Here is a 16,996-nt window from a genome sequence, read left to right as displayed (position 1 = left end):
CATTACGTTGTTGGCGATGAAGAGGCTGTAGTAGCGGTAGGCGACCAGGTAAATGGCCACGGCTGCGACGACGATCCAGAGGGCGTTGATCGGCTCTCCGCGGCGCAAGGCGACGACGCCCAGGGCGCACGCCCCTACGACGGCCAGCAGTAGCCAGGGTACATGGCGTAGCAGGCTATTATTGTTGTTCATTTTTATATTCCAGCCAGGTTGGACAGAAAGACAGACAGCCGGAGTTTAGCGCTAACAGGCGTAAAGGCCATACCCCGACATTCGTCTGTCACCGGGCGGACGGGCACGATGGCCTGCCCATAGGGTCTATAGTCAGTGAATCTCCAGAGGGAATACGTAATGAGCGAACGCCGCCGCTTCGTACGAATCGAGTTCCATGCCAAGACCGAACTGAGCCAAGGGCCGTTCATCTGGCCGGTAAAGCTGCTGGATTTGTCCCTCAAGGGGCTACTGATCGAAAAGCCCGAACCCTGGCTCGGCAAACCCGAAGAGCCGTTCATGGCCGACATACATCTAAGCCCTGAAGCTGAAGTCAAGATGGAGGTCCGGTTGACTCACGACGACCATGGCCACTTGGGTTTCGTCTGCGAACACATCGACTTGGATTCCATTGCACATTTGCGCCGATTGGTAGAGCTCAACTTGGCCGACCATGACGAGCTGGAGCGGGAGCTGGGGGCGTTGATCCAGATCTGAATCAACGTGCTCCCCTTGTGTTACTCGAACAACGCATCCAACGCTTGTTCCAGCCGCGTCACGGCAATGATCTGCAACCCCGCCGGAGCTTCCTTCGGCGCGTTGCCCTTGGGCACGATGGCGCGCTTGAAGCCATGCTTGGCCGCTTCCTTGAGCCGCTCCTGACCACTAGGTACTGGTCGGACTTCGCCTGACAATCCGACTTCGCCAAACACCAGCAAATCATGGGGTAGGGGTCGATTGCGCAAGCTGGACATGACCGCCGCCATCAACGCCAGGTCAGAGGCAGTCTCCAGCACTTTGACGCCGCCCACGACGTTGAGGAAAACATCTTGGTCGTGGGTAGGAATCCCACCGTGCCGGTGCAGGACGGCCAGCAGCATGGCCAGCCGGTTCTGATCCAGGCCCAGGGTGACGCGACGTGGGTTCGCCAAGTGGCTGTCATCCACCAGTGCCTGGACTTCCACCAACATGGGCCGAGTCCCTTCCCACGTGGCCATGACAACGCTGCCTGGCACTTCTTCCTGGGCCCGCGTCAGAAAAATCGCCGAAGGGTTGGAGACTTCTTTCAGGCCTTTATCGGTCATGCCGAACACGCCCAGTTCGTTGACCGCACCGAAGCGATTCTTCACCGCCCGCAATAACCGCAGGCGACCATCGGATTCGCCTTCGAAATACAACACGGTATCAACCATGTGCTCCAGCACCCGAGGGCCTGCCAGCGCACCTTCCTTGGTGACATGCCCCACCAGGAAAATCGCCGTGCCGCTCTGCTTGGCATAACGCACCAGCAGCGCCGCGCTTTCGCGTACTTGGGACACGCCGCCCGGGGCCGATTGAAGCTGCTCGGTGAAAATCGTCTGGATCGAGTCGATCACCATGACCTTGGGTTTTTCCAGGCGGGCCGTGGCGATGATGGTTTCGATGCAGGTTTCGGTCATGACCCGCAACTGATCCTGGGGCAATCCCAGGCGCCGGGCGCGCATCGCGACCTGTTGCTGGGATTCCTCGCCGGTGACGTACAACGCCGGCATGCGCGCGGCCAGGCTGCACAAGGTTTGCAACAGGATGGTCGATTTGCCGATGCCCGGGTCACCACCGATCAGCACCACCGAGCCATCCACCAGGCCGCCGCCCAGCACCCGGTCCAATTCGCCGGAGGCCGTTGAAAAGCGCGGGATTTCTTCGACGCTGACTTCGGCCAGGGTCTTGATCTGCGCCTGTTGGCCAGCCCAACCCGTGCGCCCGGTAGGCGCCGCCGCCCCGCCGCTTTCCACCATGGTTTCGGTCAGGGTGTTCCAAGCCCCGCATTCACTGCACTGGCCGGCCCACTTGGGAAAGGTCGAGCCGCACTCGGTGCAGCCGTACATGCGCTTTGCCTTGGCCATCTGACCTCCGGGTAAAACCGCGATGATAGCCTAGCCAGGCTTCACTGCGGGGCCGGCATTCTGATTTCACCCCTGGCCAGATCCGTCGCGGTATTGCCCAACCGATCCCTGGCTTCCAGATCGGCACCCTTGGCCTTCAAGGCGTCGAGCAACTCGCCACGCTTGAACAGACCGGCATACATCGCGGCGGTCTGTCCCGCGCCATTGCGCTGGTCCGGGCTGCAATCGGTGGACAACAGACGACGCGCGATCTGCACCTCGCCCTTGAAGATGGCCCCCATCAAGGCGGTGTTGCCGCGTTTGTCTTGGGCACAGGCATCCGCACCAGCGGCCAACAACCGCTCCACGGCGCGAGCATGGCCGTGATAAGCCGCCAGGATCAATGCGGTGTAGCCCTTCTCATCCCGGGTGTCGAGGGAGTAGCCGGCCTCGATGAAGGTATCGAGCATCGGCACGTCGCCCCGTCGAGCGGCGTCAAAATAATAGGTTTGCAATTGCTCCTGTACCGCAGCCGGATCGGCAACTACAGGCAGTTCTGCCAACGCATTCAATGACCACGCCGCGAACATCGAAAAAAGCAATTTGTGCATCATGGCCTCTCCTTAATGACACAGAACTGCGGGAGCCGAGCCAACCCGACCCCCGCAAGAGGCATCAGTCGCTCAGTTTCTCGGCCAGCGCCTTGACCCGCGCCAGATCGCCTTTGGCGACACGTGCCACGCCAGTGCCGTATTCAGGATCAGCCTTGTAGAGGAACGACAGGATGATGTGCTTGCTCTCGTCATCGGTGGTCGCCAGCGAGCCACCGAAGCTTTCGATCAAATCATTGCGCTCCTTCTGGTTGAACGAACGATACAGATCGCCGGCCTGCTTGAAGTTCTGCTCACGCTGGATTTTCGCCTGCTGGGTGCTGCCGCTCAGCGCTGCCTGGCTATAACGTGCCGCTGGCTGTTCTTCCCGTGGCATCAAACGGCTCGGCTGATAATTCACGCCGGTACTGGTGCCGCCGAAATTCATCGCGCCGTCCTGGTTGCCATTGTTTACTGCAACCTTGGGAGCGTTGATCGGCAATTGCAGGGCGTTCGGCCCGACCCGGTACATTTGCGTATCGGCATATGAGAAGACCCGGCCTTGCAACAGGCGATCCTCCGAAGGCTCGATACCCGGAACCAGATTTGCCGGCGCCATCGCCACCTGTTCGGTTTCCTGGAAAACATTTGCCGGATTGCGATTCAAGACCATTTGCCCAACTTTGCGCTCAGGTACATCCGGCCAGATCTTGGTGGCGTCCAACGGGTCGAAGTCGAACGTGGACAAGTCCTGCGGCTTGAGGACTTGTACATACAAATCCCACTTTGGAAAGTCGCCCTTGTTGATGTGACTGACCAAGTCGTGGGTCATGTGGCTGTAATCCTGACCCTGAACTTTCACAACTTCTTTCGGATCGAGGTTCTTCAGCCCCTGCAAACTTTTCCAATGAAACTTTACGTAACTGACTTCGCCTTTGGCGTTGATCAGTTTGTAAGCGTGTACGCCGTTACCGTCCATCTCGCGATAACTGGCTGGCGTACCGGAGTTCGAATACAACTCGGTCAGCGTGCGGGTCGCTTCGGGGACATGGGAAAAGAAGTCGAAACGCCGGGAGTCATCATCCAAGTTAGTCCGCGGGTCGGGCTTGAACGCATGGACCATGTCGGGAAACTTGATGGCGTCGCGAATGAAAAATGTCGGGAAGTTATTGCCTACCAGATCCCAATTACCGTCCGCCGTATAGAACTTGGTGGCGAAGCCGCGAGGGTCTCGCAACGTCTCCGGCGAATGATTGCCATGCACGACGGCGGAGAAACGCACGAACACCGGCGTGACCTGGCCAGCGGCGAAGACTTTGGCCTTGGTCAGGTCGCTCAGGTCATTGGAAACCGTAAACTCGCCATGGGCACCGGTACCACGGGCGTGCACGACGCGCTCGGGGATCCGCTCACGATCGAAACGCTGCAGTTTCTGGATCAATTGCACATCCTGCAACAGCGTCGGGCCATTGGGGCCGGCGGTTTGCGAGTTCTGGTTGTCACCCACAACAGCGCCGTTGTCACGGGTGAGGGTAGCGGCGTTGACGGATAAGGAAAACAGGCTGGCGGTCAGCACAACGAGGGAATGGCGATTGGAAAAAGCGCCGAGGCCAAGGGAAGTGTTCATTGGAATTTTCCTCTGATTTTATAAAGCGCATCCATGTGCGCCTTTCAGAGGCTAGTGCTGTAAAAACCAAAACCTAAATAGAAATACCGTACCGTCTTGATAGAAAAAACGATGTAGGGAATCCGCCAAAAACCGCGTATCACGCGCGATTGGTGGCACTTTGTAAACTTTTTGCGGGGAGCCGGGTCGATAACAGGCAAGCTTTGTAAGCAGGCATGTCGAGCGAGACCCGTTTAGCTGACTTACACTGCCGGTATCAATCTCATCTGTCACAAGGAACAACTCATGGGCGTGCTAAGCGAGTTCAAGGCCTTCGCGGTCAAGGGCAATGTCGTCGACATGGCCGTCGGGATCATCATCGGTGCCGCTTTTGGCAAGATCGTTTCGTCATTTGTTGGCGATGTGGTCATGCCACCACTCGGCCTGTTGATCGGCGGAGTGGATTTCAGTGATCTGGCTATCACACTCAAGGCCGCCCAGGGCGATACGCCTGCGGTAATGCTGGCCTATGGCAAATTCATCCAAACGATGGTGGACTTCATCATCGTCGCTTTCGCCATTTTCATGGGTGTCAAGGCCATCAACCGTCTCAAGCGCGAAGAGGCCGTCGCTCCGAGCGCGCCCCCTGTTCCCTCCAAGGAAGAACAACTGCTGAGCGAGATCCGCGATCTGCTCAAGGCCCAGAACGAACGGCCCTGACCCTTCGCGCTAAAAAATGGTGTCCACGGGGCGCCATTTACCAGTAGTTTTCCACTGCCACTTGGCCCGGCCGACGGGTCAGACTCAGGCGCAACCCCCTGGTCTTTAGCAACTGGCGCGTGTCGTCGATCATTTGCGGATTGCCGCATAACATGACCCGCGAATGCTCTGGCGTCAGCGCGACGCCGGCGGCCTGTTCCAACTCGCCATTTTCAATCAGCGTGGTAATGCGTCCATTAAGGGCGCCAGGATACTGCTCACGGGTGACCGTCGCAATAAAGCGCAATTTATGGGCGTACTCAGCCAAGTAGTCTCGCCGGGCCAATCCTTCGATCAGCTCTTGATACGCCAGCTCCCGCGCTTCGCGAACGCTATAGACCAGGATAATTCGCTCGAATTTTTCCCAAACCTCAAAGTCCTGCAATATCGAGAGAAACGGCGCGACGCCCGTCCCCGTGGACAACAGCCATAAATCGCGACCGTCGACAAAACGGTCCAATGTCAGGTAACCGAAGGCTTGGCGGTCGACCAGCAAACTGTCCCCCGGCTTCAAGCGGCTAAGCTCGCTGGTGAACTCACCGTCCGGCACCACGATGGAAAAGAACTCGAGAAATTCGTCGAACGGCGAAGACACCATGGAATAGGCGCGCCAGACGGTAGAACCGTCCGGCTTGACGACACCCAGCCGGGCAAACTGACCGGCCCGGAAACGAAAGCCACGATCCCGAGTGGTCCGCAATGTAAACAAGTGCGACGTCAACGGTTGCACATCGATCAGCGTCTGGCGGGTGAACTTTTCCGTATTGTCGGTCATGAGGCACTCCAATAAGACAAGAACACCAGTGTCCCGCAAAGTAAGCCCATTAACCACCGGCGACGAATGATAGCGTAGCGCCACACTTTCAAAACCTGGCACGGCAAACTTCTACAAAACAAGAATGGTTGTATCGGAAAGCAACTAGCAAAAGCCTTTCTCAATAACCAAACTCCTAATACAACCGAAAAAAATCTAACTGCATGTTAGGAATAGTCCTACACTCATTTTCGCGTGACCGAATTGGATCCACGTTCCTTAATTCACCCCAAGGAGAGCGCAATGGACGTGTGGAAGGATACGCAACTACGGAAGCTATCGTGTGAAAAGGACTTGCAACGTGCTTATCGCCTGGCACTGGATTTCTTTAATTTTCAGGGGTTTGAATATTGCGCCTTTGTTGCGCATTCGACTCTGCCTGATCAACCTGCCAGCAAGATAAACCTCAATAATTACCCTTATGGGTGGGAAAGACTTTATGAACGAAATGGGTATGCCTCCACCGACCCAATAATAGCTCATTGCAATCAATCCTCAGTGCCCCGTTCTGTGGAGCGAGCAAGTTTTTTCCGAGGCCCCGCAGTTATGGCGAGAACTCAATCGGCAAGGCCTCAAACATGGCTGGACCCAAGCGGTTCATGACGAATACGGCGCCCATTATAGTTTGTTCAGTCTTGCCAGGACCCATTGCCGTATCGATGCCGATGAGCATTACGGAAATCTTGGCTATGCCATTTTTGCCAGCCAAAGGTTGCATGCATTGGCGGGCAAGAAGCTGTCTGGCGCAATGGCGCCGCCACAGGTCTGTCATCTCTCGCCCCGAGAGGTAGAAGTGTTGAGATGGTCCGCCGAAGGCAAGACCGCGTCGGAAGTTGGCAGGATCCTATGCCTTTCCGAACGCACCGTGAATTTCCATGTATGCAGCTGCATGCGAAAACTGAACGTGACCAACAAGATCTCGGCGGTGGCCAAAGCGGCCCACATCCATATGATTTAGGGGGCGAAGCACGATCGCCTACCTGAAAAACCCACGAGTAATACCTGACAAAAAAACGTACCATTTACGGCCCACTTGAATGATGACGTGCGAAGCGCGCGATGCAGTTCATTCAGGCGGTCCCGCTGACAAGCCTGCCCCAGGGCAGCGGGACATCCGTTGATTTGCCAGAGTCCCAGCCATGCCCTTGCTCGACAGCCCCTTCGCCCAACTCGACCTGATCCGCCAGCCCGAACAGCCGAACGAACCACTGCAAGCCTTTGATGCGGCCGATGAATACCTGCTTGCGTTTCTGGCTGAACAACAGCCGAGCGCCGAGTCCCGAGTGTTAGTACTCAATGATGGCTTCGGCGCCCTCGCGGCCAGCCTGGTGGGCAAGGTCAAGGTCACCAGCAGTGGCGACTCGTTCCTGGCACTGCAGGCGCTGGAAAAAAACCTGGTGCGCAACAACCTGCCCTTCGACGCGATACCGATCGTACCAGCCAGCGAAGCGCTGACAGGCCCCTTTGACCGAGTCCTGATCAAAGTCCCTAAAACCCTGGCGCTACTGGAACAGCAACTGATCCGGCTACAAGGGCACCTGGCCCCAGGCGCGCAAGTCATTGCAGCCGCCATGGTCAAGCATTTGCCACGGGCCGCAGGCGACCTGCTGGAACGCTACATCGGGACGGTGCAGGCCTCCCTGGCGGTAAAAAAGGCCCGTCTGTTGATTGCCACGCCTCAAGCCATGACGCCAGCCGTCTCCCCCTATCCCACTCGTTACTGGCTGGACGAGCCGAAGATCGAATTGCTCAACCATGCCAACGTGTTCTGTCGTGAAGGACTGGACATCGGTACTCGCGCCTTCCTGCCGCACTTGCCAACAAACCTCGGCACAGCCCGCGTCGCGGACCTGGGCTGCGGCAACGGTGTGCTGGCAATCGCCAGCGCGTTGCACAACCCCGAGGCTCACTACACGTTGGTGGACGAGTCGTATATGGCCATCCAATCGGCCACCGAAAACTGGCAAGCCGCCTTGGGCCAGCGCGAAGTGACCCTGCGGGCCGGCGATGGGCTCGCCGGACAAGAGCCGCAATCGCTGGATGTAGTGCTGTGCAACCCCCCGTTCCACCAGCAGCAGGTCGTGGGCGATTTCCTCGCCTGGAGGATGTTCCAGCAAGCTCGCGAAGCGTTGGTGGTCGGCGGCGCCCTGTACATCGTCGGCAACCGTCACCTGGGCTACCACAGCAAGCTGGCGCGGCTGTTCCGCGGCGTCGAGCAAGTCGCGGCGACGCCGAAATTCGTGATTCTAAAAGCCCGTAGATAATTCATCCAAAAAAAAGCCCTCCCTTTTCAGGAGGGCGTAAACCGTGCCGCAAGGCAACGGGATGGGAAGTCAGTGGGTGGTCAGGCCCGCGGCATTCATGAACATCCGCATCAAGCTGGCCACGATAAACAGTGCCAGCACGCTACCGGTCCAAATCATTACCAGCCAACCGAGCCGCTGCCATAACGGCTTGCGTTCGGCGGCCTCGATGTCTTTCAAGTCAGGCTTGGCCATCCTCGGCACCTCGCAGGTCGGTCAATGGTAGCCATCGTCATGGGTCACCTTGCCCCGGAACACGTAGTAGCTCCAGAAGGTGTACACCAGGATCAACGGAATGATGAACAGCGTGCCAACCAGCATGAAACCCTGGCTCTGTGGCGGTGACGCGGCGTCCCAGATCGAGATGGACGGCGGCACGATGTTCGGCCACAAGCTGATGCCCAAACCGCTGTAGCCGAGGAAGATCAGCACCAGGGTCAGGATGAACGGCGTGTAGTTGGCGTTCCGGGCCACGGCGCGGAACAATCCGTACATCGTGACCAGCACAAGGATCGGCACCGGCAGGAACCAGAACAGGTTCGGCAAGGTGAACCAGCGCGCCGCGATGTCGGCGTGGGCCAGCGGCGTCCAGATGCTGACGATACCAATCACGGCCAGCACCACGAATGCCAGTGGCCTCGCCAGGTCGTGCATCTGCTCTTGCAGCTTGCCTTCGGTCTTCATGATCAGCCAGGTGCAGCCGAGCAAGGCATAGGCGGCAATCAGCGCGAGACCGCAGAACATCGTGAACGGCGTGAACCAATCCAGCGAGCCGCCGGCAAATTGGCGATTGACCACCTCGAAACCATCGATGAAGGCCCCCAGCGCGACGCCCTGGAAGAAGGTAGCCGTCAGCGAACCACCGATGAACGCCTTGTCCCACAGGTGCCGCTTCTCGGCCTTGGCCTTGAAGCGGAACTCGAAGGCCACGCCGCGGAAAATCAGGCCGATGAGCATCAGGATCAACGGCAGGTACAACGCCGAAAGCACTACCGAATAAGCCAGCGGAAACGCCCCGAACAACCCGGCACCGCCGAGCACCAGCCAGGTTTCGTTACCGTCCCAGACCGGCGCGACGGTATTCATCATTACATCGCGATCACGCTCGCCCTTGACGAAGGGAAAGAGGATGCCGATACCCAGGTCGAAGCCGTCCATGATCACGTACATCATGATGCCGAAGATGATGACCACGGCCCAGATCAGCGGAAGATCAATACCCATGACTCAATTCCCCTTGTGCGAGCTGTCGTTGTGGTCCACTTCGTCGTCGCCTTCGTTGGCTGCCGACAATGGACGGGCCGGGGTGCGTTTCTGGCCCGGGCCACCGTCGCTCGGCTCGGCTTCGTGGGCCACCGGGCCCTTGCGTACCAGGCGCAACATGTAGCTCAGCCCCGCACCGAACAGCGCGAAATACACCACCACAAACATGACGAGGGTGAAGCTCATCTGCGCAAAGCTGTGGCCAGACGACGCATCGGCCGTGCGCATCAGCCCGTAGACCACCCACGGCTGTCGCCCGATCTCCGTGGTGAACCAGCCGGCCAGGATCGCGACCAGGCCTGACGGCCCCATCCACAGCACCAGGTGAAGGAACGGCCGGGATTGGTAGATCCGGTCCTTGCGGCGCAGCCAGAGGCTGCACAGGCCGGTGAAAATCATCAGCAGCCCCAGGCCAACCATGACCCGGAACGACCAGAACACGATGGTCGAATTTGGCCGGTCCTCGGGCGGAAACTCCTTGAGAGCCGGCACTTGATCGGTCAACGAGTGAGTCAGGATCAGGCTGCCCAAGTAGGGAATTTCCACCGCGTATTTGGTTTCCTCCGCCTTCATGTCCGGCCAGCCGAACAGGATCAGCGGCGTGGGCTCATCGCCAACGTTTTCCCAGTGACCTTCGATCGCGGCGATTTTCGCCGGTTGATGCTTGAGCGTGTTGAGGCCATGGAAGTCACCGATGACCGCCTGCACCGGCGCCACCAGCAAGGCCATCCACATCGCCATCGAGAGCATGCGGCGAATGGCCGGATTGTCGCGCCCGCGCAGCAGATGCCAGGCCGCCGAGGAACCGACGAAGAACGCCGTGGCGACGAATGCCGCGACGGACATGTGCAACAGACGATAAGGAAACGACGGATTGAACACCACCGCCAGCCAGTCCACCGGAATCACCCGGCCGTCGATGATTTCGTAGCCCTGCGGGGTTTGCATCCAGCTGTTGGAAGACAGGATCCAGAAGGTCGAGATCAGCGTGCCGATCGCCACCATGACCGTGGAGAAGAAGTGCAGACCACGGCCCACGCGGTTCCAGCCGAACAGCATGACACCGAGGAAACCCGCTTCAAGGAAGAACGCCGTGAGCACCTCATAGGTGAGCAGCGGCCCGGTGACTGCACCGGCAAAGTCCGAAAAACGGCTCCAGTTGGTGCCGAACTGATAGGCCATGACCAGCCCGGACACCACGCCCATGCCGAAGTTGACGGCGAAGATCTTCGACCAGAAGTGGTACAGGTCGCGGTACGTATCGTCGCGCGTCTTGAGCCACAAGCCTTCGAGTACCGCCAGGTAGCTCGCCAGGCCGATGGTGATGGCCGGGAACAGGATGTGGAACGAAATGGTGAACGCGAACTGGATTCGGGCGAGATCGAGCGCCTCCAAACCGAACATAAGTCTTCCTCTGTCAGGTAAAACCGGCTGCGGGCGGGGCTTGCATCACAGCCCCCAGGGATATGGAGTGCGATGCTTTTCAAATCGTTCTTTTTTTAGAACCGTCACGACGCAGGATTCTGGCCAGGTGGCCCCCAGCGCAACGCCTGGGCAGGCATTGATCTGGATCAAGCAATGTTCAAAGAGTAGTCGCATATTTGCCGATGGACGGCGTGGTCTTTTGTCGCGTGACAGGTTGTCTCAGTGCCGAAACCCTACCCAGACTCTTGAGTTTTGAGGCGTGCAGTGTTGTGGCGAGGGGATTTAGCGAAACGTCGCACCGCCCCGCTGGGGCGCGAAGCGGCCCCTAGCTTTTGCGAGCGCTGCGCACTCGAGCGGGGATAAATCCCCTCGCCACAAAAAAATCGGCACCATGGGTAAGATCGATGTTTGGCTAACTATTTTCCCAGCCATCGCAACTTCCAGTTACAGCTCGGTGATAATCTCCAAGCCTTCATCACCGGACCTGTCTTAGATGCCCAGCCAAGCGCCGCTGCTGCTCCGTCACCATCGTCCCTTCATCGCCTTCTGGCTGGCCCGGATATTCACCGCCAGCGGCTTCCAGATGCTCACCGTGGCCATCGGTTGGAACCTCTACCAACTGACCGGCAACGTTTTGGACCTGGGCCTGGTCGGGCTGGTGGAGTTCGCGCCACGGGTATTGTTCATGCTGCACACTGGGCATGTGGCGGATCGATACGACAGGCGCAAGGTCGCTGCGATCTGCCAGTCGTTGCAGGCGATGATCGCCCTGGCCCTGGTGGTCGGTAGCGCCACTGACAACGTCACGCGGGAGATGATCTTCATCCTCGCCTTCCTGCTGGGCGCCGCCCGCTCCTTCGAGATGCCGACCACCCAGGCGCTGCTGCCGAGTATCGTGCCGGCCGCGCTGTTTCCCCGCGCCGTCGCCGCCGCGCAATCGGCCCAGCAGTCCGCGACCATCGTCGCCCCAGCCCTTGGCGGCTTGCTCTACGCCTTCGGCAGCGTCTGGGTCTATGGGCCGACCGTGCTGCTCTACATCATCGCCTGCTGCCTGATGCTCAACCTGCCGGCCCGGCAAACGCCGCTGAACAAAGGCAAGGCAACCTTGGATTCGTTGCTGGCCGGTATTCGTTTCATCCGCAGCCGCCAGGACATCCTCGGGGCGATTTCCCTGGACTTGTTCGCCGTGCTACTGGGCGGCGCCACGGCGTTGCTGCCGGTGTTCGCCAAGGACATCCTGCTCACCGGTCCCTGGGGCCTGGGCCTGTTGCGTTCGGCACCGGCGGTGGGCGCCTTGCTGATGTCGCTGTGGCTGGCGCGGTTTGCCGTGGAACGCAAGGTCGGCCGGGTGATGTTCACCGCAGTGGGAATATTCGGCGTCGCCACGATTGCCTTCGGCCTCTCCACCTCATTCTGGTTTTCCTTGGCGGTGCTGGTGGTGCTGGGCGCGGCGGACATGATCAGCATGGTGATCCGCGCCTCCTTCGTGCAACTGGAAACCCCGGACGAAATGCGCGGTCGCGTGAGCGCGGTGAACGGGCTGTTCATCGGCGCCTCGAACCAGTTGGGCGAATTCGAGTCCGGCCTGACCGCCCACTGGTTCGGCACGGTGCCGGCGGTGGTCATGGGCGGTGTCGGCACGCTGCTGGTGACCGGGACCTGGATCAAACTGTTCCCGACCCTGGCCAACCGTGACCGCATGCACGAACCGGTTGAGGAAGCGAAAGCCTAGAGCAGCTTGTCGAGGGTGATCGGGAAGTCCCTGACCCGTTTTCCGGTGGCGTGATAAATCGCATTCGCCACCGCCGCCGGTACGCCGACGATGCCGATCTCTCCGACGCCTTTGGAGCCGAGGGCGTTGACGATGTCATCCTGTTCCTCGACGAAAATCACCTCGATATCGCCGATGTCGGCGTTGACCGGCACATGGTATTCGGACAGGTTGTGGTTCATGTGCCGGCCCAAGGCGTGATCGGTCAGGGTTTCTTCATGCAACGCCATGCCGACGCCCCAGACCACGCCGCCGAGGATCTGGCTCCGAGCGGTCTTCGGATTGATCACCCGGCCAGCCGCAATGGCGCTGACCACACGGTTGATTTTGACCGTGCCCAAGTCTTCATCCACCAGCACCTCAACAAACACCGCCGAATGCGTGGCGGTGGCGTAGGCCTGGCGTTTTTCATCAGGCTCGGCGGTGACTTGCACTTGCAACGGTGTCTCGCCGCTTTTTTGCGCCAGTTCCGCCAAAGCGACGCGGGCCTCCCCCATGCGCAGTTCACCGTCAACGAATGTCACTTGCTCGAGGGTTGCGCCGCTGAAAGCTGGACAGCTCTGTCGCGCTACGGCCAGGAGCTTTTCTCGCAGCGCCTCACAGGCCTGCTTGACCGCCGTGCCCACCGACGAAACAGTGAACGAGCCGCCCTGCAACGGCGCGGTCGGCAGCGACGAGTCGCCGAGGACGAAGGTGACGTCATCGAAGGAAACCCCTGACGCCTCGGCGGCAATCTGGGTCATGACGGTGTAGGTGCCCGTGCCGATGTCAGTGGTGGCGCTGCTGACCGTCAACTTGCCGTTGGCGTCCAGCGACGCTCGGGCGCTGGCCTTCTGTTGCATGGCTTCCCACACACCCCCGGCCATGCCCCAGCCCACCAATTGCCGGCCTTCGCGCATGCTGCGCGGTTCCGGGTTGCGCTTGTCCCAGCCAAAACGAGCGGCGCCCTCGGCGTAGCATTCGCGCAACGCCTTGCTGGAATAAGGCTTGCCCTCGTTCTCGTTGCGCTCGGCATAGTTGATCAAGCGCAATTGAACCGGATCGATCGCCAGGGCACAAGCCAACTCATCCATGGCGCATTCGAGGCCGATCAGACCAAGGGCGGCGCCCGGAGCGCGCATGTCCAACGGCGTATAAACATCCAATGGCGCCAGTTTGTAAGTCAGCGTCACGTTATCGCAGTGATAGAGCATGCCGCTCCACTCCACCACGTGCTCGGTGAAGTCCTCGAAGCGGGAGGTCTGGCCAACGGCGCTGTGTGCCACGGCGAGCAACCGTCCGTTGGCGGCCGCGCCCAGTTGCACGCGCTGGAACGTCCGCGGCCGGTAACCGAAGGTAAACATCTGTTGGCGCGTCAGGCTGACGCGCACCGAGCGTTTCAGCGACAGCGCCGCCATTACCGCAAGCGGCAACTGATACTGCGGGCGCAATCCGGAGCCGAACGCACCGCCGACAAACGCGGCAAATACACGTATCTGGTCCTGCTCCAGTCCGAACACCTTCTGCACATACGCCTGACAGTTCTGCGTGCCTTGGGTTTTATCGTGGATATGCAGGCAGCCGTCGGGTTGGTACAGCACGGTGCAAGCATGAGGCTCCATCGGGTTGTGATGCTCGATCGGCGTGCTGTAGGACACATCCACGCTGAGGGCCGCGCTGGCGTATTCGCCCTGAAAATTCCCACGAGGCTTGGGCAGCTCGGCCGGTGCCGGATGGGCTTCGTTTTGCACGATCGTCAGATCGGTCTGGTGATCGGCAACTTCATATTCGATTTCAACCAGTGAACCGGCGTAGCGAGCCAGCTCCAGGTTCTGCGCGACCACCAATGCCAGCGGCTGGCCGCTGTAGAGAATCTGGTCGTTGTACAACGGCCGGAACGGCGACCCTTCGGCCGCGTCGGCATCCTGGTAGGGCTCGTCGTAGCTGGCAATCCGGGGGCGATTGGTGTGATCGATCACCGCGACCACACCGGGCAAGGCCAACGCTTTGCTGGCATCGATCCGCAACACGCGGCCGCGGGCGATGCTGCCGGACACCACGCTGCCGTGCAGCAAGCCGTCTTCGCGGTACTCACCGGCATAACGGGCCTGGCCCGTGACTTTGAGCAGGCCGTCGACTCGGTCCAAGGGTTGGCCTATGGATTTGCTCAACGTATTCATCGGGCGGTGCCTCCCATCAGTGCGGCATCGCTCAAGGCGCGAACAATAGCCCGGCGCGCCAACTTGACCTTGAAGCCGTTGTGTTCCAGCGGCTCGGCGTTTTGCAGCAGTGCATCGGCGGCGGCCGTGAATGTTTCGCGGCTGACGGTCTGGCCCGTCAGCCAATTCTCCACCGCCCGGTCTCGCCAAGGTTTGTGAGCCACCCCGCCGAGGGCAAGGCGAGCCTGGCGAATCACCGGCCCGTCCAGTTCCAGCGCCGCCGCCACTGACACCAGCGCAAAGGCATAGGAGGCCCGGTCACGGATCTTCAAGTAGTGGCTGTGTTCGACGAAACCTGCTGCAGGCAACTCGATGTAGGTGATCAGCTCGTCATCGGCCAGTTGATTGTCCCGCTCAGGGGCGTCGCCCGGCAGACGATGAAAGTCGGCGAACTCGATGGTCCGCGCCCCACCCCGGCCCAATACATGGACCACCGCGTCCAGCGCCGCCAGGGCCACGCACATGTCTGAGGGATGGGTCGCGACACATTGGTCACTCGCCCCGAGGATCGCGTGGATCCGGTTCAGGCCATTCCTGGCCGGGCAGCCGCTGCCGGGCCGCCGCTTGTTGCAGGGCACGTTGGCGTCGTAGAAGTAATAGCAACGGGTGCGTTGCAACAGGTTGCCGCCGGTGCTGGCCATGTTGCGCAATTGTGGCGAGGCGCCTGCCAGGATGGCTTGGGAAAGCAACGGGTAACGCCGTTCGATCCAAGGATGCCAGGCCAGGTCGGCATTGCTCACCAGCGCGCCGATCATGACCCCGCCGGAGGGGGTTTCGCTGAGGTCCGCCAACGGCAGTCCGGTGATATCGATCAGGTGTTGGGGACGGGTGAGGTTTTCCTTCATCAAGTCCAGCAAGTTAGTGCCGCCAGCGATGAAACGTGAGGTCGCGCTCGACAGATCGACGGCAGCCTGCAAGGTGTCGGGTTTACTGTAGCGGAAGGGATTCATTGCGCATCTCCCGGTTGCTGGCAGAGCGGCAGTGCTTCTTCAATGGCGTCGCGAATGTTGTTGTACGCACCGCATCGGCAGAGATTGCCGCTCATCAGCTCGCTGATCTCACCACCGGTCTGTGCCCGCCCTTCGTTGGCCAGGCCCACCGCCGAACAGATCTGCCCGGGCGTACAGTAGCCGCACTGGAACGCGTCATGCTTGATGAACGCGCGCTGCATCGGGTGCAACTCATCGCCATTGGCCAAGCCCTCGACCGTGGTCAACTCGGCACCGTCACACATCACCGCCAGGGTCAGGCAGGCGTTGATCCGCTTGCCATCACGCAACACCGTGCAGGCGCCGCATTGGCCGTGGTCGCAACCTTTCTTGCTGCCCACTAGATCAAGCTGCTCGCGCAAAAGGTCCAGCAACGTGGTCCAGGGCAACACCTGCAGCTCGCGCACTTGGCCATTGAGTGTCAGACGGATTGGATGACTGGCGTAGGACGCCCGCGTCGCTTCGGACAGGGTCGCGCTCATGGAACACCTCACGGTTGGTCGTACACGCGGCGTTTTGGGAAACCGCCGTCATAAGGGGTACGACTTCAGGGTGGGGTGAGCGTTCAAGGCAATTGAATGACGAAACGCCTCTCAGGCCAGCAACTCAGCGGCCACCACGCTCCTTACGCCCTTGCCGCTGAGTTGCTCCACGAGCGTCAAGGCAAACGCCACGGCGGCTGCCGAGCCTTGGGCGGTGATGCAGTTGCCATCCACGACCACCGGCTGATCGACGAAACTGCACCCCGACAGTTGCTGGCTCACAGTGGGCAGGCAGGTCATGCGGCGCTGGCGCAGGACACCGAAAGCCTGAAGCACCAGTGCCGGCGCTTCGGCGATGGCGGCAAAGAATCGCCCGGCGGCGGCCTGGTCCTTGATCAACTGCTGCAACGGCTGATGGGCCGCCAGATGTTGCGCGCCGATGATGCCGCCCGGCAGCACAATCAAGTCGAAGTCCTGGACCAGCAGGTCTACCAACATGCCATCGGCGGTCAAACGCGTGCCCCGTGCGCAGGTGAACATGCGGCGGCCCTCGATACTTGCCACCACCACTTCGAGCTGCGCCCGACGCAACACGTCGATCAGCGTCACCGTCTGCAAGTCGTCGACGCCTTCGGCCACGGCAATCAGGGCTCGGGGGATCTTGGTTCCAGGAATCATGGGCACTCTCCGCAGGGTGATTCCTGAAGACTAGCCAGCTTTG

At 60.1% G+C, this 16,996-nt stretch carries 17 protein-coding genes and 1 pseudogene; 6 read left to right on the top strand and 12 right to left on the bottom strand.

What is annotated here, in order from left to right; translation table 11 throughout:
* Positions 1-192, bottom strand: a pseudogene (locus HU762_RS16340) (carbon starvation protein CstA); the annotation flags it as partial.
* A 159-nt stretch (positions 193-351) separates the two neighbouring features.
* Here HU762_RS16340 and HU762_RS16335 point away from each other — a divergent pair.
* The gene (locus tag HU762_RS16335; RefSeq protein WP_186638748.1) at positions 352-708 is read left to right on the top strand and encodes a PilZ domain-containing protein; all 357 of its coding nucleotides are present in this window, start codon (positions 352-354) and stop codon (positions 706-708) included.
* Between the two features lie 20 nt (positions 709-728).
* On the opposite strand, the gene radA is transcribed toward HU762_RS16335, so the two are convergent.
* From radA to katB, 3 genes are all read right to left on the bottom strand, one after another.
* A complete protein-coding gene (radA, locus tag HU762_RS16330) occupies positions 729-2,096 on the bottom strand; it encodes a DNA repair protein RadA (RefSeq protein WP_186638742.1) in 1,368 nt (455 codons plus the stop codon).
* Between the two features lie 41 nt (positions 2,097-2,137).
* Positions 2,138-2,665 (bottom strand): ankyrin repeat domain-containing protein, encoded by a 528-nt coding sequence (locus HU762_RS16325; protein WP_225923646.1) that lies wholly within the window; start codon positions 2,663-2,665, stop codon positions 2,138-2,140.
* A gap of 85 nt (positions 2,666-2,750) precedes the next feature.
* Positions 2,751-4,292, bottom strand: a complete 1,542-nt coding sequence (gene katB / locus HU762_RS16320; protein WP_186638740.1) for a catalase KatB — start codon at positions 4,290-4,292, stop codon at positions 2,751-2,753.
* A gap of 285 nt (positions 4,293-4,577) precedes the next feature.
* Between katB and mscL the strand changes: the two genes are divergently transcribed.
* Positions 4,578-4,991: a large-conductance mechanosensitive channel protein MscL gene (mscL, locus tag HU762_RS16315; RefSeq protein WP_186638739.1), complete on the top strand. Its 414-nt coding sequence runs from the start codon at positions 4,578-4,580 to the stop codon at positions 4,989-4,991.
* A 37-nt stretch (positions 4,992-5,028) separates the two neighbouring features.
* On the opposite strand, the gene HU762_RS16310 is transcribed toward mscL, so the two are convergent.
* Positions 5,029-5,805, bottom strand: a complete 777-nt coding sequence (locus HU762_RS16310) for a ferredoxin--NADP reductase (protein WP_186638738.1) — start codon at positions 5,803-5,805, stop codon at positions 5,029-5,031.
* A gap of 282 nt (positions 5,806-6,087) precedes the next feature.
* On the opposite strand from HU762_RS16310, the gene HU762_RS26745 reads away from it, so the two are divergent.
* The 3 genes from HU762_RS26745 (at position 6,088) to HU762_RS16300 (ending at position 8,108) form a co-directional block, all read left to right on the top strand.
* A complete protein-coding gene (locus HU762_RS26745; protein ID WP_238340393.1) occupies positions 6,088-6,447 on the top strand; it encodes an autoinducer binding domain-containing protein in 360 nt (119 codons plus the stop codon).
* Positions 6,332-6,802, top strand: coding sequence for a LuxR C-terminal-related transcriptional regulator (locus HU762_RS26740; RefSeq protein WP_346656871.1), 471 nt, complete (start codon positions 6,332-6,334; stop codon positions 6,800-6,802). The genes HU762_RS26745 and HU762_RS26740 overlap by 116 nt, the downstream gene beginning before the upstream one ends.
* Positions 6,803-6,983: 181 nt before the next feature.
* Positions 6,984-8,108 carry a methyltransferase gene (locus tag HU762_RS16300; protein WP_186638737.1) on the top strand — a complete coding sequence of 375 codons (1,125 nt, stop codon included), beginning with the start codon at positions 6,984-6,986 and terminating at the stop codon, positions 8,106-8,108.
* Between the two features lie 69 nt (positions 8,109-8,177).
* On the opposite strand, the gene HU762_RS16295 is transcribed toward HU762_RS16300, so the two are convergent.
* The 3 genes from HU762_RS16295 to HU762_RS16285 are packed head-to-tail and all read right to left on the bottom strand — an operon-like array spanning position 8,178 to position 10,814.
* Complete coding sequence (locus HU762_RS16295) at positions 8,178-8,342, bottom strand: DUF2474 domain-containing protein (protein ID WP_186610888.1); 165 nt, start codon at positions 8,340-8,342, stop codon at positions 8,178-8,180.
* A gap of 21 nt (positions 8,343-8,363) precedes the next feature.
* On the bottom strand, positions 8,364-9,371 hold the full coding sequence (gene cydB / locus HU762_RS16290) for a cytochrome d ubiquinol oxidase subunit II (RefSeq protein ID WP_186610887.1): 1,008 nt from the start codon (positions 9,369-9,371) through the stop codon (positions 8,364-8,366).
* A gap of 3 nt (positions 9,372-9,374) precedes the next feature.
* Positions 9,375-10,814, bottom strand: coding sequence for a cytochrome ubiquinol oxidase subunit I (locus HU762_RS16285; RefSeq protein WP_186638735.1), 1,440 nt, complete (start codon positions 10,812-10,814; stop codon positions 9,375-9,377).
* Positions 10,815-11,328: 514 nt separating this feature from the next.
* Here HU762_RS16285 and HU762_RS16280 point away from each other — a divergent pair.
* Positions 11,329-12,567 (top strand): MFS transporter, encoded by a 1,239-nt coding sequence (locus tag HU762_RS16280; protein WP_186638733.1) that lies wholly within the window; start codon positions 11,329-11,331, stop codon positions 12,565-12,567.
* Here HU762_RS16280 and HU762_RS16275 read toward each other — a convergent pair.
* From HU762_RS16275 to HU762_RS16260, 4 genes are all read right to left on the bottom strand, one after another.
* Positions 12,564-14,765, bottom strand: coding sequence for a xanthine dehydrogenase family protein molybdopterin-binding subunit (locus HU762_RS16275; RefSeq protein WP_186638731.1), 2,202 nt, complete (start codon positions 14,763-14,765; stop codon positions 12,564-12,566). The genes HU762_RS16280 and HU762_RS16275 overlap by 4 nt on opposite strands.
* Complete coding sequence (locus HU762_RS16270) at positions 14,762-15,754, bottom strand: xanthine dehydrogenase family protein subunit M (RefSeq protein ID WP_186638729.1); 993 nt, start codon at positions 15,752-15,754, stop codon at positions 14,762-14,764. The genes HU762_RS16275 and HU762_RS16270 overlap by 4 nt, the downstream gene beginning before the upstream one ends.
* Positions 15,751-16,275 (bottom strand): (2Fe-2S)-binding protein, encoded by a 525-nt coding sequence (locus tag HU762_RS16265; protein ID WP_186638727.1) that lies wholly within the window; start codon positions 16,273-16,275, stop codon positions 15,751-15,753. Before HU762_RS16265 ends, HU762_RS16270 begins: the two co-directional genes overlap by 4 nt.
* A gap of 111 nt (positions 16,276-16,386) precedes the next feature.
* Positions 16,387-16,953 carry a DJ-1 family glyoxalase III gene (locus tag HU762_RS16260; RefSeq protein WP_186638725.1) on the bottom strand — a complete coding sequence of 189 codons (567 nt, stop codon included), beginning with the start codon at positions 16,951-16,953 and terminating at the stop codon, positions 16,387-16,389.
* Positions 16,954-16,996: the final 43 nt, after the last annotated feature.

Source organism: Pseudomonas sp. SWRI92, from assembly GCF_014268685.1.
Taxonomy (GTDB): domain Bacteria; phylum Pseudomonadota; class Gammaproteobacteria; order Pseudomonadales; family Pseudomonadaceae; genus Aquipseudomonas; species Aquipseudomonas marvdashtae.
Note: the sequence above shows the minus strand (reverse complement) of the source record. Positions and strands in the feature narration are given on the sequence as shown.